General features: G+C 60.3%; 18 protein-coding genes and 2 pseudogenes. 8 read left to right on the forward strand and 12 right to left on the reverse strand.

Annotation, left to right across the window (positions count from 1 at the left end):
* Positions 1-31: 31 nt before the first annotated feature.
* The 3 genes from GXB81_RS19685 to ltrA all read left to right on the forward strand — a co-directional run bounded on the left by GXB81_RS19685 (position 32) and on the right by ltrA (position 5,592).
* The gene (locus GXB81_RS19685; RefSeq protein WP_205990116.1) at positions 32-3,160 is read left to right on the forward strand and encodes an efflux RND transporter permease subunit; all 3,129 of its coding nucleotides are present in this window, start codon (positions 32-34) and stop codon (positions 3,158-3,160) included.
* A 417-nt stretch (positions 3,161-3,577) separates the two neighbouring features.
* Positions 3,578-3,745 (forward strand): hypothetical protein, encoded by a 168-nt coding sequence (locus tag GXB81_RS19690; protein WP_205990117.1) that lies wholly within the window; start codon positions 3,578-3,580, stop codon positions 3,743-3,745.
* A 599-nt stretch (positions 3,746-4,344) separates the two neighbouring features.
* On the forward strand, positions 4,345-5,592 hold the full coding sequence (gene ltrA, locus GXB81_RS19695; RefSeq protein WP_205990118.1) for a group II intron reverse transcriptase/maturase: 1,248 nt from the start codon (positions 4,345-4,347) through the stop codon (positions 5,590-5,592).
* A 427-nt stretch (positions 5,593-6,019) separates the two neighbouring features.
* Here ltrA and GXB81_RS31505 read toward each other — a convergent pair.
* Both GXB81_RS31505 and GXB81_RS19700 read right to left on the reverse strand, forming a co-directional pair.
* A pseudogene (locus GXB81_RS31505) lies at positions 6,020-6,340 on the reverse strand (integrase); the annotation flags it as partial.
* Positions 6,341-7,597: a site-specific integrase gene (locus tag GXB81_RS19700; RefSeq protein ID WP_205990119.1), complete on the reverse strand. Its 1,257-nt coding sequence runs from the start codon at positions 7,595-7,597 to the stop codon at positions 6,341-6,343.
* Between the two features lie 341 nt (positions 7,598-7,938).
* On the opposite strand from GXB81_RS19700, the gene GXB81_RS19705 reads away from it, so the two are divergent.
* On the forward strand, positions 7,939-8,103 hold the full coding sequence (locus tag GXB81_RS19705; protein ID WP_205990120.1) for a hypothetical protein: 165 nt from the start codon (positions 7,939-7,941) through the stop codon (positions 8,101-8,103).
* A 310-nt stretch (positions 8,104-8,413) separates the two neighbouring features.
* On the opposite strand, the gene GXB81_RS19710 is transcribed toward GXB81_RS19705, so the two are convergent.
* The gene (locus GXB81_RS19710) at positions 8,414-9,352 is read right to left on the reverse strand and encodes a LysR family transcriptional regulator (protein WP_167045368.1); all 939 of its coding nucleotides are present in this window, start codon (positions 9,350-9,352) and stop codon (positions 8,414-8,416) included.
* A 97-nt stretch (positions 9,353-9,449) separates the two neighbouring features.
* Between GXB81_RS19710 and GXB81_RS19715 the strand changes: the two genes are divergently transcribed.
* Entirely contained in the window at positions 9,450-10,463 is a 1,014-nt protein-coding gene (locus tag GXB81_RS19715; protein ID WP_205990121.1) for a zinc-binding alcohol dehydrogenase family protein, read from the forward strand.
* Positions 10,464-10,487: 24 nt separating this feature from the next.
* On the forward strand, positions 10,488-10,913 hold the full coding sequence (locus GXB81_RS19720) for a heme-binding protein (protein WP_167045036.1): 426 nt from the start codon (positions 10,488-10,490) through the stop codon (positions 10,911-10,913).
* Positions 10,914-11,306: 393 nt separating this feature from the next.
* On the opposite strand, the gene GXB81_RS19725 is transcribed toward GXB81_RS19720, so the two are convergent.
* Positions 11,307-12,746, reverse strand: a complete 1,440-nt coding sequence (locus tag GXB81_RS19725; protein WP_205990122.1) for an MFS transporter — start codon at positions 12,744-12,746, stop codon at positions 11,307-11,309.
* A gap of 56 nt (positions 12,747-12,802) precedes the next feature.
* Positions 12,803-13,885: pseudogene (locus tag GXB81_RS19730) on the reverse strand (CaiB/BaiF CoA-transferase family protein); the annotation flags it as partial.
* A gap of 795 nt (positions 13,886-14,680) precedes the next feature.
* Here GXB81_RS19730 and GXB81_RS19735 point away from each other — a divergent pair.
* A complete protein-coding gene (locus tag GXB81_RS19735; RefSeq protein ID WP_167045045.1) occupies positions 14,681-15,097 on the forward strand; it encodes a nuclear transport factor 2 family protein in 417 nt (138 codons plus the stop codon).
* Between the two features lie 72 nt (positions 15,098-15,169).
* Positions 15,170-15,424, forward strand: a complete 255-nt coding sequence (locus tag GXB81_RS19740) for a hypothetical protein (RefSeq protein ID WP_167045048.1) — start codon at positions 15,170-15,172, stop codon at positions 15,422-15,424.
* Position 15,425: 1 nt separating this feature from the next.
* Here GXB81_RS19740 and GXB81_RS19745 read toward each other — a convergent pair whose 3' ends face one another.
* From GXB81_RS19745 to GXB81_RS19775, 7 genes are all read right to left on the reverse strand, one after another.
* The gene (locus tag GXB81_RS19745) at positions 15,426-15,719 is read right to left on the reverse strand and encodes a contact-dependent growth inhibition system immunity protein (RefSeq protein ID WP_205990124.1); all 294 of its coding nucleotides are present in this window, start codon (positions 15,717-15,719) and stop codon (positions 15,426-15,428) included.
* A 7-nt stretch (positions 15,720-15,726) separates the two neighbouring features.
* Positions 15,727-16,563 (reverse strand): RNase A-like domain-containing protein, encoded by an 837-nt coding sequence (locus GXB81_RS19750; RefSeq protein WP_205990125.1) that lies wholly within the window; start codon positions 16,561-16,563, stop codon positions 15,727-15,729.
* Positions 16,564-17,241: 678 nt separating this feature from the next.
* Positions 17,242-17,691, reverse strand: a complete 450-nt coding sequence (locus tag GXB81_RS19755; protein WP_167284255.1) for a hypothetical protein — start codon at positions 17,689-17,691, stop codon at positions 17,242-17,244.
* 104 nt (positions 17,692-17,795) lie between these two features.
* A complete protein-coding gene (locus tag GXB81_RS19760) occupies positions 17,796-18,101 on the reverse strand; it encodes a hypothetical protein (protein WP_167045060.1) in 306 nt (101 codons plus the stop codon).
* Positions 18,102-18,416: 315 nt separating this feature from the next.
* Positions 18,417-18,833 carry a biopolymer transporter ExbD gene (locus GXB81_RS19765; RefSeq protein WP_205990126.1) on the reverse strand — a complete coding sequence of 139 codons (417 nt, stop codon included), beginning with the start codon at positions 18,831-18,833 and terminating at the stop codon, positions 18,417-18,419.
* An 18-nt stretch (positions 18,834-18,851) separates the two neighbouring features.
* Entirely contained in the window at positions 18,852-19,583 is a 732-nt protein-coding gene (locus tag GXB81_RS19770) for a MotA/TolQ/ExbB proton channel family protein (RefSeq protein ID WP_167284253.1), read from the reverse strand.
* A 26-nt stretch (positions 19,584-19,609) separates the two neighbouring features.
* Positions 19,610-19,975: energy transducer TonB (locus GXB81_RS19775; RefSeq protein WP_205990127.1), on the reverse strand; the 366-nt coding region annotated here is incomplete at its 5' end.

The following is a 19,975-nucleotide window of genomic DNA, read 5'->3' on the forward strand; positions in this document are numbered from 1 at the left end:
GCCTGGCACGATACGAACCCACCGACTGCTCATGCTTAACGCAATTATCCGGTTCTCGCTGCGCTTTCGCGGCGTGATCTATGCGCTGGCCGTTATCATGGCCGGCTACGGTCTCTATTCGCTCACCCGCGCGAAGCTCGATGTGTTTCCGGAGTTTGCTCCGCCCATGAGCATTGTGCAGACCGAGGCGCCCGGCCTCACCAGCGAGCAAGTCGAGACGCTCGTGACGCAGCCGATCGAGAACGGCCTCGGCGGTATGGTCGGACTGCAGTCGATGCGCTCCAGATCGATGCAGGGCCTGTCCGCCATTACGCTCGTATTCGACGACCATGCGAACGTGATGCAGATCCGCCAGCTGGTCTCCGAGCGGGTGAGCGCGCTCGCGGCGAGCCTGCCTGCGGGCGTCATGCCGCCGAAGCTGCTGCCGCTCACCACCACGACCAGCGTGGTACGCACGATTGGACTCACCTCGAAGAAGCATTCCCTGATGGGGCTGTACGACATCGCGCAGTGGACCATCAGGCCGCAGTTGCTCAGCGTGCCAGGCGTGGCGGACGCCATCGTCTTCGGCGGACAGACGCGTCAGCTTCAGATTCAGGTTGATTCCGCCAAGCTGATGCGCTACGGCCTCACGATGCAGGACGTATTGGCCGCGGCGCGCGTATCGACCGGCGTGCGCGGCGCGGGCTTCATCGAGAACGATAACCAGCGCATCGCCGTCAACGCCGACGGCCAGATCACGACACCCGACAAGCTCGCCGCGATCGTCCTGCACTGGAGCAATGGCGCCGCCGTTCGACTCGGCGATGTCGCAACGGTGAACTGGGGTGCGGCGCCCGCGATGGGCGCGGCCTCGATCATGGGGCAGCCCGGCGTGATGCTGGTGCTGGAGAGTCAGTACGGCACCAACACGATGGCGGTGACGAAGCACATCGAGAAAACCCTGTCGGCGCTGCAGCCGGTGCTCCAGAAAGAGGGGGTGGACGTGAACGCCGATGTGTTCCGGCCGGCGAACTTCATCGATGCATCGATCAGTCATCTGCGCGCGGCGCTGTTCGTCGGCGCGGCGCTGGTGATTGCCGTCCTTTTCCTGTTTCTCCTCAACGTACGCACCGCGGTGATCTCCGCGGTGGCTATTCCGCTTTCGCTGCTCGTTGCCATCATCGTGCTGACCTCGTTCGGCGTGAGCCTGAACACCATGACGCTCGGCGGTCTTGCGATTGCGCTGGGCGAGGTCGTCGATGACGCGATCATCGATGTGGAAAACATCTACCGCCGCTTGCGGGAGAACCGCGGCTTGCCGAAGCCGCTGCCCGCGTTTCGCGTGGTGTTGCGTGCGTCGCTCGAAGTCCGCAGCGCCGTGGTGTTCGCCACCTTCATCGTGATGCTGATCTTTCTGCCCGTGCTGACGCTTTCAGGCGTCGCCGGCAAGCTGTTCGCGCCGCTCGGCATCGCCTATATCCTCGCCGTGCTCGCGTCACTCTGCGTGGCGCTGACGCTCACGCCCGCGATGGCGCTCGCGCTGCTGGTGCGCGGCCCATTGCCGGAACGCGAACCACGGCTGATCGCGCGCATGAAGGCCGGGTACGTGGCAATGCTGGTGAAAGTGGAGCAGCGCGTGAAAACGGTCATGGTCGTCGTCGCACTGATGTGCGTCGCGGCGCTTGCTTCGGTGCCGTTCATGAGCGGCAACTTCATTCCGGAACTGCGCGAGGGCCACTTCATCGTCCATATGGGCCTGGCTCCCGGCACGTCGCTCGCCGAGTCGATGCGTATCGGCACGCAGGTTTCGCATGCGCTGATGGAGGTCCCGGGCGTTCGCCTGGTCGCTCAACGCGCGGGTCGCGCCAACGAGGTTGTCGATCCTGTGGGTGTGCAGCTCTCCGAGTTCGAGGTCGATCTGAAGCCGATGAGCGCATCGGACCAGAGCTGGGCGCTCTATCGCATCAATCAGGCACTGGCGCGCTTCCCCGGGCTCACCACGTCCGTCAACACGTTTCTGGTCGAACGCATCGACGAGACGATTTCAGGTGTGACCGCCCCGGTCGTGGTCAACGTGTTCGGCGACGATCTGGATGTGATCGATCGCAAGGCCCAGGAGATCGCACGCGTGCTCGGGTCGGTTCGGGGCGCGGCAAGCGTGCGGGTGGAATCGCCGCCCGGGATTCCGGAACTGGATGTGAAGCTCAAGCTCGATCAGTTGAACCGCTACGGTTTCAGGCCGGTGGAGGTGCTCGACGCGATCCAGTCCGCGTATCAGGGCACGACGGTCTCACAGATCTATCGCGGTAGCCGCACATACGACGTGGTTGCGGTGCTGGCATCTCAGGATCGAGCGACACTGGACAGTGTCGGGGCGCTGATGATGCGCAATCCGGACGGACTCGCCGTGCCGCTGCGCGATCTCGCGACGATTCGCCAGGTCTCGGGCCGCTATCAGATCACCCACGACGGTGGGCGGCGCATGCAGACGGTGTCGGTCAATCTCGGCAGTCGGCGCGTGAGCGATTTCGTCTGGGACGCACAGGCGCGCATCCGCCATGAAGTCAGCATGCCGCCTGGCACGTACGCGGTATTCGCGGGCGAAAGCGAAGCGCGCGCCCAGTCGCAGCATGACTTGCTGGTCTACGGCGCGATGTCGCTCGTCGGCATTGCGCTGCTGCTGTTCCTGGCTCTCAAGAGCCGCAGGGGCGTGCTGCTGGTCATGGCCAACCTGCCTTTTGCGCTTGTCGGGGGCGTGCTGGGTGTGGTGTCGACGGGCGCGAACCTGTCGCTCGGCAGCATGGTGGGGTTCGTTACACTGTTCGGCATTTCCCTGCGCAACTCGATCATGCTGATCAGCCACTACGCTCACCTCGTACAGGTGGAAGGACAGCCATGGAACCCCGGTACCGCCGTTCGCGGCGCGTCCGAGCGTCTTGTCCCGATCCTGATGACCGCGCTCGTCACCGCGCTGGCGCTGCTGCCGCTCGCCGTGACGAGCGGCGCGGCCGGCAACGAGATCGAGGGGCCGATGGCGATCGTGATCCTCGGCGGGCTGATTACCTCTACCGCGCTGAATCTGATCGTGCTGCCGACGCTGGCATTGCGCTACGGACGTTTCGAGCGCGATGAACTTGCTGAGCCGGCCGCCGTCGGCGGCGCGATCGCGGAGCGGTGATGTCCATCCATACCTTGCTGATGTCGCTCAAAGCAACCAGGGGAACTGGTCCTGTCGTTTAACCTACCAGCGGCGCAATTCGTGGCGAGGTCTACGGTGTACAGAGGCGTTTCAGCATGGTTGCTGGACAACTATCTCTCTGACGCGCTGCGGGATGAGGGCATGGCGTTTGAAGTAGGTTAGGTCAGTTGGTCGTTTAGCAGGCTAAGGACAAATCGCGCTCTCGAAGCTTTCACCGAGCGAAGGTTGAAGAAGCCGATAAGAACGGCGAATATCGATCTCTGCGCGCCCACGCTGCAGTATACGAGCGCAGACCAGAGAATCAGTGCGTAGCGAATTGCTTTCGTCGACCCGGGGGATCAGTCTCTCTGATTGTGGTCTTGGCACCGGCTGGCTTTGTCAGGACCGCGTTGGAAAATGCCTGACGGTATCGGATGCGGTGTCGTCACCACCGATCGTGTCGAGGTGCGCCATCTTCGCGATTTTTTGAGCAAAGTTGGCACTGATTCTCCATTGCAGTCCGTAGAGAGGCGGTACGTGCCGGCAGTATTCTTCGGTATCGGCGACGGTATCGTGGCAATGTGAACCGGCGGAACGGCCGCCCATACAAGGGGCCCGCCCGCCTGTTGACAATCGAGTGGGGTGTGCCAAGAACGCGAGCATCAGATGACCGATGTTTGCGGTGCTTTACCGAAGATGAAGGAAGGCCCTTCGGAGTCGGCCTGCAGGGGCAGGCTCCAAACCACCACGAGCTGCGCGGGTAAAGAGTCCGCGTGGTGAGCGTCGATGGAAAAGGCAGAGTTCGACTCTGTCAGGTAAGGATCGAAGAGACGAACGTGAGTGAACCGCTGAAGACGTGTCGAAATTGTCCCAGAAGATGTCGAAACCGGAGAGCCCACTTGCTCCGGGACAAGATCGGGCGATGCCTGCTGACGGCCCGATCGGCATCCGGCACATAGGCGGCGTGACTTTGATTCAGGCTTTGGTAAGGAACTTGGGAACCTGTCGCCCCGATGTGAAGGGAGAAATCCAAGTGGAAAGACTCCTCAAGGATGAGAGTACCGATGCGGGGCACGGGGGCGGAGACGCTCGTAGTAGGGACGAAGGTTCTGTAATGGGACCGGACCGAAGGGGCGTCATCGTCTGGCTTTATGCTGTGGGCAACTCGCGAGGGGAGGACCTGCATGGATAAAGCAAAGCCGTTTAGTATTTCCAAACGTGAGGTGTGGGAAGCATACCAACAGGTGAAGGCCAACCGCGGGGCGGCGGGCGTGGATGAACAGACGATGCAGGAGTTTGACGCAGATCTGAAGAACAATCTGTATCGAATCTGGAATCGGATGTCGTCTGGCAGCTACATGCCGCCACCGGTACTGCGGGTTGACATACCGAAGGCTGGGGGTGCGGGCACGAGGCCATTGGGTATACCAACAATCTCGGACCGCATCGCGCAGACGGTGGTCAAGCGATATCTGGAACTGCTCGTGGAGCCGGTGTTTCACGACGATTCATACGGATATCGTCCTAGGCGTTCCGCGCATCGGGCGCTTGACGTAGCCCGGCAGCGATGTTGGGACTACGCCTGGGCGCTGGACCTCGACATCAAGAATTTCTTCGGCAGTATCGATTGGGAACTCATGATGCGAGCGGTGCGTCGCCATACGGATTGCACATGGGTGCTGCTATATATTGAGCGCTGGCTCAAGGCACCCGTGCAAATGCCGAACGGGACCGTGATGCAACCGGACAAAGGCACACCGCAAGGTGGAGTCGTCAGTCCGGTGCTGGCCAATCTGTTTCTCCATTATGCTCTCGACCGCTGGATGCAAAAGCATCACCCCGATGTGCCATTCGAGCGTTACGCGGACGATGCCATCTATCACTGCAAGAGCGAAGAGCAAGCTCGGCTGCTCCGGCAGAAATTGGAGGTGCGGCTCGCGAAGTGCAAGTTGGCCTTGCATCCAGAGAAAACCAAGATCGTGTACTGCAAGCAGGCCAATCGGCCTGTGGACTATCCAACCTGCCAGTTCGACTTCCTGGGCTATACGTTCAGACCGCGAAGTGTCATGAACCGGACGGGCAAGCTGTCTGTCGGGTTCACTCCGGCCGTGAGCAACAAGGCAGCCAAGGCGATGCGTCAGGAATTGCGACGCCAATGGCTGTGGCGTCGCTCTGATCTGGAGCTCCATGACCTGGCCGATTACACTCGTCCGATTCTGCGAGGCTGGATTCAGTATTACGGGCGGTTCTCACGATCGGTCCTCGCGCAGGTGCTGCGATATGTCGATGCGGCACTAGTGCGTTGGGCACGGCGGAAATACAAGTCTCTCTCCAGGCGTCCGGCGCGAGCCTGGGCGTGGTTGTCGGGGATCAGGTGCCGGCAACCCGGGTTGTTTGCCCACTGGAGCATCGAGGCTGCGGTTGGACGATAGGAGCCGGATGAATCGAGAGATTCACGTCCGGATCTGTGAGAGCGTGAGGGTGCGATTCCCTTGCGCTACTCGACCTTCTACGACCTTTGCTGGCTTACACACGTGCATGGCCTAAGGACTTTGATCGATCACATGATCGATCACACGAGCTGATGCAGGGATGGTGTTGCAGCATTCGTGTGTCACACGTAAACTCACACGGGTCATTTCGGTGCGGCCTTGGTGACCGCACCGATGATCTTCGACACGGCATCGCTCATGTTCTTGGCGGTGTCGGTCAGTTTGGTCTTCGCCGTCCCGTAACGGCGTGGTAGGGGGACTTTAGCTCATGGGGCGGGGCAGTGTTTCGGGGTGTGGGCGAACGCCATGATCGTGGGCGCGTCAACTACCTGGGCCGGCGCCTCGTTGGCGAGCCGAATGCTCTCCCTCAAGCCGATAACGCGTCAATGAGATCAAGATCGGTGTCGTCGCAATCTGTCTCTGTTGTGGACTCGGCAAGCTCCCCCTTTAATTGTCGGCAGTCTTCGATGAATGTTGCCCATCGTTCCAAGGCAAGGCGTCGTTCACCGTAGTATGTGTATTGATCGTAGATTCCTTCGACGCCGGGGAGCTTGTGATTCAGGCACATCTCAGAGACGTCGCGGCTGATTCTTAGCTTCCGCATATGGGACTTCATGGTCGACCGAAGATCATGCTGTGTAAATCGACGTATCAAAGGTTTGTGGTTGTCGATCCAGTTATCTATGGCTTACCTTGGCGCTTGTGCTGCATCTGAGTTGGGTGGAGATTTGCGTGGTGGAATGGTGTCGCAGTAGACGGCCCAATCTTGCATCAATGAAGTGCGCTTGAGAAATTGATCGCCGCGTGCATAGGCCGCTTCGGCCTTGTCCGGTAGCTTATGCGAGAGCGCGGCTTCAATTACCTCACGCGGATGATGCGTTGTCTCTCCTGCCCAGTCCCGGAAGGAGGAACGAAATCCATGGACGGTAGCGTACGTCGGCAGAATGTCCATCCGTTTCAAAACGGCACTCATTGCTGCACTTGAAAGTGGTTTGGCAGGCTTCCCTCCTGGAATAACATAACGTCGTCCGCATTGACGCGCGTCTTCTACGAAGGGCGTGATGATTTCGATAGCTCGGGCCGGGAGAGGTATGCGGTGTTCCTTCTCTTTTTTCATCCGTCCTTCCGGAATTGTCCATAACGAAGCGGTTAGATCGAATTCGTTCGCCTCAGCAAAAATCAGCTCCCCGGTTCGCCCTGCTGTGAGGATGAGGAATTCGAGTGCTCGCGCGCCATCGCCCGCCTGTTTTCGCAGGTTTGCGATGAATGTACCGATTTCTGGATAGGGAAGCGCGGGGTGATGTTCGACTTTCTGCACCTTTGACCGCTTGGGAAGCAGTTTGTCCAGATGGCCTTTCCACCTGGCAGGGTTTTCGCCTTTCCTATACTTATGCACGGCGGCCCAGTCGAGAATGAGTTCGATGCGGTTGCGCACGCGAGCGGCGGTCTCGGTTTTGCTACCCCAGATGGGAGTGAGTGCCTTCATCACCAAATCTGTATCAATCAGGTCGACGGTGAGTCTACCGAAGAACGGTGATGCATAAGTTTTGAGGGTGTTTGTCCACTGATCTGCATGCTTGGCGTTCTTCCAGCCGGGGCGGTGAGTCTTGATATATGCCTCAGCGCATTCGTCAAAAGTTTTTCTCTTGGCCCTGGCGTTTCGCGCTTCAAGTTGGGCGGCGCGACGAGTATCGATAGGATCGGCGCCATCGATCAATGACTTGCGGCACTCGAGGGCGCGTGTCCGAGCCTCGGCCAGACTGATGGTGTGGAGAGGGCCAAGCCCCATGAATCTGGCCTGACCATCCCGCATGTACCGGAACACCCATGATTTGACGCCAGCTGTCGTAACCTGAAGATAGAGTCCGCCCCCGTCGCTGTAATACCCTTTTTGAGTGGTATGAGCAACCCGAACTGCGTTCAATTTGTGAAGTTGCCGACTCATGTCTTGCCTCATTTCGACCCACAAAACGACCATCAAAATTTTAGGCGAACGAGCCGGAATTTGCCAGCACTTGATGGACTTGAATTTCGAGCAAAGCCTTATGGCAGCTGGGTTTATCGGTATCCGTCGGTATGCGGTGGAACATCCGATCACGGCCTCCGTCTCCGCCAGAAATGGCGGCGAAACCCCGTAAGTTTTAGGACTTACGGGGTTTTTGTTTTCTGGCCTTCATTTTTACCCATAGATGGTCTGGGCTTGCCTGTCCTCATCGACAACGGCTTTCACTGGCGAAGCGGCTCAATCATGGATCGAGTCAGGCGCGAGCGCAGTGGACCGTCTCCTTGCCTGATAGCAATGCGATGGGACTTCCTCACTGTGTGCCATTGCGCGATACCGCCTGCGAGCTCGTGAAGAAGGCGATGCAGACAGCAAAGTACGGCTATCTTTTTCCGGGCGACAAAAAAGGGCGTTCCGCTATCGAATGTGGCGATGCTGGAGTTGCTTGATGGTATGGGTTATGCCGACATCACGGTCCACGGTTTTCGCTCCACGTTTCAGGATTGGGCCGAGGAATATGGTGAGTATCCGGAGGTACTTGCCGACAAGGCGATCGCTCACAAGACGCTAACAAGGCGCGGTGTGCATACCAGAGAGGAGACATGCATCTTTGCCGACGCAAATAGATCATCGATCCGGAGCGTATGGGTAGCCGCTTCGTGACTTCGTAACAGACTGGGCACAATCGGCCAGCAGACGACCTTCGCGGGCACCGAGGTTCGGACATCCAGACGTCCGTTGCGTCCTGAAGGCGGCCGTCTAAATCGCGAGTACAGCCCGAGTGCTCCCCGATGGATGGCTGGCAAGCAATGCAGCGCAGCGCTCCCGCAAGAAAGCATGCAACGCGTCAATCGCCGGCGACAGTTGCGCACGGTGTGCACAAATCAGGTGTAGGGGCGCCGGCTCGCAATACTCCGGGGGAAATAGCTGCACCAGTCGACCTGCCTTCAGATCGTCGATGAGGTCTAGCCGCGACTTGTAGACAAGACCTTCCCCAGCTACCGCCCAGCGACGGACTGCATCGGCATCGTCGCTGATGCGATTGCCTGTGACGGCCACGGTGCGCTCGCCGCCAGGCGGGGTAAAGCGCCAGCGTTCATGTATCTGCTCGCTCCAGACGTACCGAAGGCAGTTGTGTCGCCGCAGATCCTCAATTTTGGCCGGTGCGCCATGCCGTTCGAGGTATGACGGCGCGGCACACAATGCGCGTCGATTGTCGTCGACCAGTTTCATGGCCAGAAGAGACGAATCCGGCAGCGCTCCGTAGCGCACGACTGCGTCCAGCGGCTGGCGGATCAGGTCGGCCGCACGGTCGCTTATTTTCACGTGCAGCGATATACCAGGGTGCCGGTGCTGAAATTCATCCAGCCACGGTAACAGCAGGTTTCGACCAAAGTCAGACGGCGCGGACAGCCGCAGCGGCCCGGACAGCGCCCCCCGGCCGTTGGCGAGAGCCTGCTGGCCTTGCTCCAGCGCGCCAATCATGACGCGCGCATGCGGCAGGTAACGCTCCCCGGCCTCCGAGAGTTGCATGCTGCGCGTGGACCGTGTGAACAGGCGCGTGTCCAATGCCTTTTCGAGCCGCTGAACTGACGCACTCGCATGGGCGGGCGCGATATTCAGCTGGCGTGCCGCCTCAGAGAAGCTGCCGTAATCCACCGTGTGCACGAAGATCTGAACGTCATCGAGTCGAATCATTTTCATTGAAATGCCGAAATTGTTTGGGCTCGGCGGGTATTTATCTGTATATCGGCGAAAGATAACATGGTCTCAATCATCCTTGGAGACCACGTTTATGAAAGCCATCGGCTTCTATCAGAACCATCCCATCAGCCACCCGCAGGCGCTGCAGGATATCGAGCTACCGACGCCGGAACTGCGCGACTACGATCTGCTGGTCGAAGTGAAGGCGGTATCGGTCAACCCGGTCGATACCAAAATCCGGCGCGGCGGAGATATTCCGGAAGGCGGTGCGCGCATCGCCGGCTGGGACGCGGCGGGAATCGTCCGCGCGACCGGTCCGCTGGTCACCCGCTTCAAGACAGGCGACCGTGTCTGGTACGCGGGTGACATCAAGCGGCCCGGCAGCAACAGCGAACTGCACGCCGTAGACGAACGCATCGTCGGACCCATGCCGACCTCACTGGACTTCGCCGCGTCCGCGTCGTTGCCGCTGACGACCATCACTGCGTGGGAGCTGCTGTTCGACCGTCTGCGTGTTCAGACCGCGGACCCGACCGACAACAACGTGCTGCTCGTCATTGGAGCGGCGGGCGGCGTCGGCTCGATTCTGACCCAACTGGCGCGCGAGTTGACCGGCATGACCGTCATCGGCACGGCCTCGCGGCCCGAAACCCGCGAGTGGGTGCTGGCCCATGGCGCACATTACGTCCTCGATCATCATCAGGACTGGGCACCCCAATTGGCCGCCCTCGGCATCGAGCACGTTAGCCACGTCGCCGGGCTGAACAACAGCGCCGCCTATGTACCGCAAATTGCCGCCGTGCTGCGCCCGGAAGGCCAGTTTGCACTCATCGACGACCCGGCGGGTCTGGACATCGGGCCGTTCAAGGGGAAATCCATCTCGATTCACTGGGAGCTGATGTTCACCCGCGCGATGTTCACCACCGACACCCTCGCACGGCAACACGCCTTGCTGCGCCGCGCGGCGGAGCTGGTCGATCTGGGCCGCCTCAAGCACACGCTGACCCGACGCATTGACGGCATCAACGCTGCAGGTCTGATCGAGGCGCATGCGCTGGTCGAGGCGGGCAACATGATCGGCAAGGTCGTCGTCGCCAATCGCTGAACCCTTCTGACAACGAGCATAAACATGACATCGCAAATCATCAGCACGACAACGATCAGCCTGGAAGCTGCGCAGGCATTACTGGCAGAAGCGCGACGCGCCTGCGCCGCGCGCGGGTTTGCCGCGACAATCGCCGTGACCGATGCCGGAGGTCACCTGCGCGCTTTCGAGCGCGCGGATACCGCCCCGTTCCTTACCGTCGACGTTGCTATCGACAAGGCATGGACGGCCGCGTCGTTCGGTATGGCCACGCACCAATGGAATCAGTACATGGCCGAGCCCACCGTTGCCCCGCTGGCGCACCATCCGCGCCTGACGCCGGTCGGCGGTGGCGTACCGATCTTCCACGAAGGGCGTCTGGTGGGGGGCATCGGTGTTTCTGGCGGAACATCGGTTCAAGACCACGAGGCAGCTGAGGAAGCGCTGCGTCACGCAGGGTTTGAGCAATAAGCCTGGAGTGTTGAGCGATCGCCTTGCCGTCAATCGACAAACGTCCACAAAAGCGGAACGGTTGCTCGTGAGGGACCGGCCTGGACGGCCGGATCATGCCGATAACTGCCGTTGAAGATCTGGCGGCTCGAACGGCGGCTCAGGGGCGCGAAGACCCATTCATTGACAGTGAGAAGTGCCATTCGCCGACGCTGGTTTGCGAATGGCAGCAAACCAATCTGCAGCCGACGCACCATTCCTGTCGCCGAACATCGGCTATGGCCGAGTTTGAGATATTCGCCATCCTAAGCGTATGTCCGTTGTATCCCGGACCCGGACGTTGCAGCATTTGCGGTTCCAGGCAACGGCCCACGGATCTCGAGAACAGCGAACGGCCTATGCTCTGCGATCCGGTCAATGATTCAGTTCTTCCAGACGCATGCCATTGGTGCGCGGACCGAATAGTCCAATCGACAGCGCGACCACCAGCATGCAACCCGTGATGCCCGCGAATACGCCCACCACGCCAAAATCGCGCAGCAGCGCCGCGATAAAGAAGCCCGAGAACATGGCACCGATGCGGCTCGCCGAGTAGACGAGCCCGTTTGCGCGGCAGCGGATCGCCGTCGGAAACAGCTCGGCCTGGTAGGCGTGGTAGCACACCGAGATCGTCTGTCCTGCGAAGCTGATCAACACGCCCAGCGCGATCAGCAACGGCACCTCGCGCGTCTGCGCGAACGCGATTCCGCACGCGATCACGACCAGCGCGCCGCCGACGATCAGCCACTTTCGCTGGATGCGATCGGCGTAGAGCATCGACAGCAGTGGCCCGAGCGGCAACGCGAACGCAATGATGAACGAATAGAGCAGACTCTTCGTGACCGTGATGCCCTGACCGATCAGCAGCGTCGGCACCCAGTTCGCGAAGCCGTAATAGCCGATCGCCTGACAGAGGTTGAACACGACGAGCATCAGAAAACGCGATCGATACGGCGGCTGCAGCAGTTCGGCGAACGACGCGCGGCGATGCCCGGGCTGCTCGACGACGGGCAGCGGCGGCGGCAACGGTTTGCGCGACTGCTGCGTCACGATCGTCTCGATCCGCGCGACAATCTTTTCGGCGCGTTGCGGCTGTCCATGCGAGGCGAGCCAGCGCGGACTTTCCGGCACCGTGCGCCGGATGAACCACACGACGAGCGCGCCCGCCGATCCCGCCAGCACGACGATCCGCCAGCCGTCGATGCCGGACAGGGTGGTCGGTACGAGCCAGTACGACAGGATCGCGGCCATCGGCGCGGCGGTGAACATCACCATCTGGTTGAACGCCATCGCGCGGCCTCGCATATGTTGCGGCACGAGTTCGGTCACGTAACTGTCGATCGTGATGATCTCGACGCCGACGCCGATACCGGTCACGAAGCGCCAGAACAGCATCGCTTCGGGCGAGGTCTGGAAGGCCATGATCGCCGAGCCGATCGAATACCAGAGTAGCGAGACGGTAAACACGCTGCGCCGGCCGAAGCGGTCCGGCAGCCAGCCGAAGCAGAACGTGCCGACGAAGAGTCCGGAGAAGGTCGCGGCGATGAAGCCCGCGATGCCGTTCCAGCCGAACAGTGTGTGCGTGGTGGTCGCGAGCACGCCGCTTTTCGCCATGCCGGGCGCGATGTAGCCGATGAAGATCAGATCGTAGATCTCGAAGAAGCCGCCGAGCGAGATCAGTAGTACGAGCATCCACAGATGCCGCGTGACCGGCAGGCGATCCATGCGCGCCGAGATTTCCGCGCCGGGCTGAACGCCGACGCGAACGGCCGGCGGAACGTGCGGGATGGCGCCCGCGGGAACGGTCTGCTGCATGGTGTCTCCTGATGTTATAAGCGATGGCATGTCTGACGAATGCATCACGGATGCGCCTATGCGCTCGCGCGCGCCTTCAGCCGCGACAGAATCTCCTGCGTGTGTTCGCCGACTCGCGCGAGCGCCTGACGCACGCCCGGCCGGCGGCCACCTAGCGTGATCGGCAGCAGCACGACGTCGGTGGTGCCGCCATCGTCGGTTTGCATCGGCACGAGACCGCCGCTCGCCTTCAGATGCGGATCGTCCATCAACTGGTCGGGACGCACGATCGGCGCGTACGGAATGCCGGCCGCTTCAAGCTTCGGCGCAAGCTCGTCGACGCGGTGATCCTTCAGGATCGCGCCGAGACAGGCGAGCAGTTCGGGACGCACGGCCACGCGCAATGCGTTGTCGGCGAAGCGCGGTTCCTGCGCGAGTTGCGGGCATTGCAGCACGTCGCACAGCGTGACGAACTGCTTGTCGCTGACCGCGCCGATAAACAGCTGCTCACCGTGCGCCAGCGTGAACACGTCGTAGACGCTCCACGCCGACACGCGCGACGGCATTGGCGGCGGCGGCTCGCCGGTCATCGCGAACTGCTGCATGTGCTGCGACGACAGAAACACGCAGTTCTCGAACAGCGCGCTCTGCACTTCCTGGCCGCGCCCCGTCGATTCGCGTTCGCGCAGCGCCGCCAGTACGCCGATCGCGCCAAACATGCCGCCCATGATGTCGTTCACCGACGTACCCGCACGCAGCGGCCGGCCGGCGGGACCGGTCATGTAGGAGAGACCGCCCATCATCTGCACGACTTCGTCGAGCGCGAGGCGCTTCTCGTACGGCCCCGGCAAAAAGCCCTTGTGCGACACATAGATCAGCCGCGAATTGCACGCCGACAGCGTGTCGTAGTCGAGCCCCATCCTGTGCATCAGACCGGGACGGAAGTTTTCGATCATCACGTCGCAGGTCCCGGCCAGCTCGGCTGCGGTTTCGCGGCCTTCCGGCGTGCCGAGATCGATGACGACGCTTTTCTTGCTTCGATTGAACGAGCGGAAAAAGCCGATCCCGAGGCCCGGCAGCTTGCGCGTCCTGTCGCCGTCGGGCGGCTCGATCTTGATCACTTCGGCGCCGAGATCGGCGAGGATCATGCCGCACGTCGGTCGGCTCAGAATTCAATCGGCGTTGACAGGCAATCGCTACTGCGCCCGCCTTGATTTTCATGCATGGCCCAAACGAGGGCGTGCAGCAAAGTGTTAGTGTCGGCGGGGTGTTCGGGGAGATTCAATACGCAGGCCCGTATGGTGATCGATGACGTGCTGTGGACTACACGAGTTCGATGCCGTCGATGTCAACCAACCTTGTCAGTGTGTGGTGTCTACGCGTTACCAATTTTCCTCACGCCTGTAATCACGTGGCTTTCTATATGGTTCTCATTATTCTTAGTCACTATTTTGCCGCGCCTCTCTTCGCTGGGCAATATTTTAGTGTCTGGACCGGTTTCCTTTTTGCGATGGGGATGTTTCTATTTGCAATGGCAGTTTTGAGTTGAACAGGAAGAAGATTGAAGTTGGCGGAGAGAGGTAGTCACAAGATCAAGTAATGTATTGCATTAAAAGTTTTTCGATAGTGATTTGCATCGTGGTGAGAAAATAATGCTAAAACATACCAATATGCTGCTCACGTTGTGAGTTCAGGCCGTATTGCTACGATTGCAACTTAACATGCGCCGCCCACGCTTCCATCATCGGGCGGCGCTGTTCCAGTAGGTGTAGGCCGCTTCAACCTTGTTCGTGACGGTATGCGCAAGCGAGGTCGCGCGCATACCCGCGCCGCAAGCAATCGCTGCTCGCGGCGTGGCGCATCGCCCGGGCTGACATGGCGACCGCGCCCTGCTGACAGAATCTGACAGGCCTCATCGCTATGATCGAAGCTCGACATTGACAAGGAGACCAGCGATGAGCCATTCCGATTTCGGTTCATTCTTCGCGTTTCGGATCAGGGCTGTGGAAGCCCATGTCAGCGGCGATCCCGCACCGCTCGACCGACTCATGCCCAAGGTCGGCGACGCGAGTCTTCACATCCTGCGCGGTGACAGCGTGTTCGGCGTGGCCGAGATTGGCGCACGCTACATCAGCGACGTAGCCGTATTCGAGGCCGGCGGCAAGAGCCGCTTCGAGGTTCTGCAGCAGTCGGTGGACGACGAGTTGGCGTTCTGGACGGGCTATCAGATTGCGGCCGTCCGGTTGTCGGGGAGGGGGCATCCGATAGAGAGGCGGATTCGTGTCACTGATGTGTTCCGTCGGGTGGATGGCGCGGGAAAGCTGGTGCATCGGCATGCCGACGTTCCGCAGGCGCTTGGCGTGGGAAGCTGACGTCGCGGGGTATGGCCTGAAGAGCTCAACCTGCATCACAAGATAGGGCCGATTCCGTACGAGCGGATGAGGATGGGTTTTCCTTACCACTTCGACAAGACGTTCAGGCCACCTGACTTCGAGCAGTTCGATTCGTTCGGAATGAGCCCCGGCCTCGCTGACGCTGATGTCGGCGAGGCCGGCCGTGAACGACTGGAATTCGAGAGCCGCTTCCTGGTACCGCTGAATCAAGTCTTTCTGGGGAGCGAATCCAGCTTTTCCGCGGATATCGTCGCGTGTTCGGGGGGAATGTGGCATCGAACCACCCTTCGCACGGGCAAAAATTAGATTACTCGCTCAGTAGGCGCTTCAGTTCGTCAAGGAATGACGCAATCGTGTAACCCCATGGTTCGGGATCGACATAGAGACCATATATTGCATCAAAATTTTCATTCAGATTGCCGGAATGGTCTGATTTAAAACGATCAATCTCTTCCATAACTAATTTATGAAGGGCTTTGTCGCTCTCTTTTTTGAAGCACGAGACAATTTCCGGTACGTTGTCGCCCCATAAGTCAAAATCTTCATTGAAATAGCTATGAATCAAAAAATCCAGATTTGGGTAGGCCGATTCGGTTTTCACAGTAAGCTCAGGGCGTCAGGTAAGCGGTAAGGATGTAGTATGGCATGCCGTTATATTCCTTTCGTATCAAAAACATTTGAACCTTGCTCAAACTTACCATCTCCCCGGTCCTACGAATAACCCCATACCCTACCTTCTTGCCCGCATCGCCAGTTAATTCCAGTCGAACAGAACCAGTATGAGTTCTCGCCCAAGTCGTGATACGGGCCGCGTTGGCTTGCATGATCCTGGAAATAGCCCACTCTGCCGTTTGCAAATCAGTAAACGACGAAACGACCTGTCGCCTGGGTTCACGCACCAATCTCTCCCGCAACTGTGCCTCAGTGCGCCCTACGTGCTTCTCGAATGTATGTCCGCCAATCCGGCTACCCGGCTTTGCTTCGTGCTCCATCAATCTGATCCGGCCCATCGTGATCTCGGACGCACGCACGGCCTTGATCGATCCGGCTACACCTGCCGACATAGCGATATCAATCGACAACCCGATATTGTTCGCCATGTCGGGACTGACTTTCACCGCTTCGGCCAGCTTTGCCGTGCCCCGCGATGTCAATGTAGCGGTGTCCAGGCCGGTCCAGACCTGCCGCAAGCCAGCCGCTGCCGTATCCGAACCATGCACGCCGAACGCGATACATCCTGCCTTGCTCGCCATGGTCGGTTCCGGCAGCACGCAGAGCGTCCCGGCTCCGACCATTTCCAGCACGCCACCGACGATCTGAAGACCGCCCCAGATCCGGTTGAACGACATCTCCGACTGACTGATCGACTGGCGAGCCAGTATCGCGGCCAACTGTGGCGCACTGAGCACGATGCGCACGCCGTCCGAATCCTGTTGATCCGACATTCCGAACTCCTCTGCAATTGTTTGGGCTACCAATCTGGCAACCGACCACAGGGGTAGGGAATGAGCGAAGGATGATTTCTACTTCCAACGGACAACGAAACGTTAGCAAGTGCTTCCGCTGAAGTGCACGCCGTGGTGCGTGTGAACAGAGGGGATAATGCTGATTCAATCCAGCAAAGCCGGCGTTTTGTGGTGCCGTCAGTCAGTGTGCAGATAGGCTTCGCTCACGCCTTCATCATCGGGCGGAACTGTGCCGGCAAGTCAGTGCCGTGATAGAGCGCTTCACTCTTATATGCAACCGTGTGCACGGTTGCCGGCTCTGCAAGATCAAGATCGCGCGCAGTACCTTGCTCACAGGCACAATCGCGAAACTAGCTCTTAAAACCGTATACGGTTGCCAACGCGCCCCGGCGTATCGCTAGCCGGGGCCGTCGATGTGCCGGGAGCAGGGCGCTTCCAGCAGCGGCAAATACGCATGACGTACATGGCCGTATCTCGGCGGGAGTGAGTTCCTCGCCATCTTTTCCGCAGTACTGCGGATGCGACTGAGCGGATGCATAAGTCACGTAACAGCCGAGCAGGTTCGGTGCGAACGCGCGGGTTTTATCTTGTACAGAGCACCGCGCGCCGCATCAACTGCTTCAATCGACACCCACGTTAACCGTAATGGATGCGTTGTTACTCGCTCTGTGCCGGCCGTCCCGTCTTGACGGCATCGAGTGCCGAAATTGCGGCAAGCAGCCGTTTCGATGAAGCCGATTCGAGCAATTGCAATCCCGCGCGCAGCAGTTCACTCTTCTTGACCGCGACGCCGGCATCGAGGCATTTCCGCTTGAGCAGGGCGATTCGCTCATAGTCGGCCTTGGGCATCGTGAAGCTGTCGCGAACGACCTTGTCTTTCTTCGCATGCCTGACTTTGCTCTTTCCGCCGGCGTCCTGAGCAGGCGCTGCGGCTGCGGAACGAGTCGGTGCGGCAGCGTTGCCTGCCTTGGATTTCTCGGCCTTGGTCTTGCTGGCGCGGACGGTTTTCGCGGGTGCGGCCGCTTCGGGTTGTTCCTTTGCCGCATCGGTCGACTTAGGGAAATGAAACGTCTTCTTTGTAGATTTGCGTGCAGTGACTGTGGCCATATTGGGCTCCTGGTTGAAAACGATATAAACAGTATATACGGTTTATATCGGTCCGTTGCCAGATTCATGGTGTTTTACGCGCGCCGGCATGGCTGGCGCGTGGCTCAGCGTCTCAGCCGGTATCCGGCGTGTCTCTTGACGAATTCATGGAAGTGGCGATTGCCGATCGCGCTCGCCCAGGCATTGACCCAGTCGGTTGCGATCGCTCTTTCTACTGCGGAATCCGCGCGCATGAGGCGAACGGTTGCGATGCGCAGGCGCAAGAGCGCGTATTCCTTCTTCGTACATTCCCTACGCGAAACGGACGTGTCTTCACGCATCGCAGGCAAGCAAAAGATTCGAAAGAAATTCGGCGGCGTAGAACCGGGTTCGCACACATCGATCTTGTGAGCATAGTAGAGCGGCGACATACCTGTCCAGGTGGGGTTTTCGCGAAGCGCGGCGACCGGTTGAATCCGCAGTCGGCTTCGGTCGTTCGATCACGAATGCGCGGGGCGCTAAACCAGGAGCACTGGCAGTCTTGAGACTGTCTCCGGTGTTGCCACGTTATCGCGCGATACGTCGAAGCGTGTCGTGTTCAACGCATGCCGGCCGTCGAGAAATGCAATGCCGAACTCGCATCCACCAGGCCGCGAATCATAAGGTAAGCGAAGAAACCGCTGGAAGCCCGAGCGCCAGTTCAGGCGCGAGCGCAAACCGCGAAAGACGTTGCACCGCGCAGCGGTCTAGCGTTTCGGCTCGGTAACGAAGCCGATTCTGGTCAGGCCACCCGCATAAGCGGCGGACATCACCTGTGCCACGGATTCGTAGGCGGCCTTGCGATCCGCACCGAGATGCAGTTCCGGCGGCGGATTCCCGCGTGCGGCAGCGGCGATCTTCTCGCGCAGCGCAGCGGGTCCGACCGGCTGGCCGTTCCATAACACGGTGCCGTCGGCCTCGATCGATACCTCGATCTGCGCCGCCTTCGTGTCTTCCTGGCGGCTGCTGGCGTGCGGCAGTTCGATGTTCACCGCGTGGCGTAGCGCGGGGATCGTCACCATGAAGACGATCAGCAGCACCAGCATCACGTCGACGAGCGGCGTCATGTTGATGTCGGCCATCAGGCCGTCGTCTTCGTCGTCGGTAAAAGCGGCGAGTGCCATTTCCGTACCTGGCGGGGATCAGTCGTTGACGGTGGCGAGCCGCAGGCCGGCGCCCTGTTCCGAGGCCGGCAGGCTCGGGTCGCTCACGCAGTACGCGTGAAGCCCATGCGCGAACCGCTTCAGCTTTCCGGCGAGCGCCTTGTTGGCGCGTGTCAGCGCGTTGTAACCCAGCACGGCGGGAATTGCGACAAAGAGGCCGAACGCCGTCATGATCAGCGCCTCGCCGACCGGGCCCGCGACCCGGTCGATCGACGACTCGCCCGCCATGCCGATCGCCAGCAGCGCGTGATAGATACCCCATACCGTACCGAGCAGCCCGACGAACGGCGCGGTACTGCCGACCGACGCGAGGATCGAGAGTCCGCTCTGCAGATGGGCGATGCTTTCGTCCATCGTGTCTTTCAGGCAGCGCGTGATCCAGTCCGACACGTCCACGCGCTCGCGCTGAAGCGGCTGCATCCGGCGATGATGCTCGGCCGCTTCCTTGCCCGCCAGTGCGAGCGCGAGAAACGGGTTGCCACGCAGCATTGCCGCACGGTTTTCCGCCGGCTTCGCGCTGTCAGTAAAGGCATCCAGATGTCGGGTGGCCTGTTCGACGCTGCGGGCCAGCCGCTTGAGCCGGATCACGTTCCAGCCTTTGACGATCATCACGCTCCATGAGAGCACGGACATGACCAGCAGTGCGAGCGCGATGCCGCGCGTCACGAAATCGCCGGCTGTCAGGAAGTGCGCAATACCGTAGTTCTGCATAATAGATTCCTCGTTGAATATCCGCGCTAGTCGTTCAGCGCGAATACGAAAGGAACGGACGTGGGCACACGGCGCGGCGTGCCGTTCTCGAGATAGGGCCGGCAGCTGCTATCGCGCACGGCGGCCAGCGCCGCTTCGTCGAGGCGGCTGTGTCCGCTGCTGCTTTTCAGTTCCACGGACTCAGGCTGGCCCGTCAAGCCCACGATGAACTTCACCGTCACGGAGCCCGATTCGCCGCGTTTGCGCGACAGTTCCGGGTAGGGCGGCTGGGCAATGCCGCAGTGCAGATGCGAGATATCCTGCGGGGCATCGAGGGCCATCGTGGGGCGGCCCGGGCTCGCGTCGGGCGGCGAAGAGGGCGGCGCCGGCGGGGCGGATGCCGCGGCGGCATC

The organism is Paraburkholderia sp. Ac-20336, assembly GCF_017105025.1.
GTDB lineage: Bacteria > Pseudomonadota > Gammaproteobacteria > Burkholderiales > Burkholderiaceae > Paraburkholderia.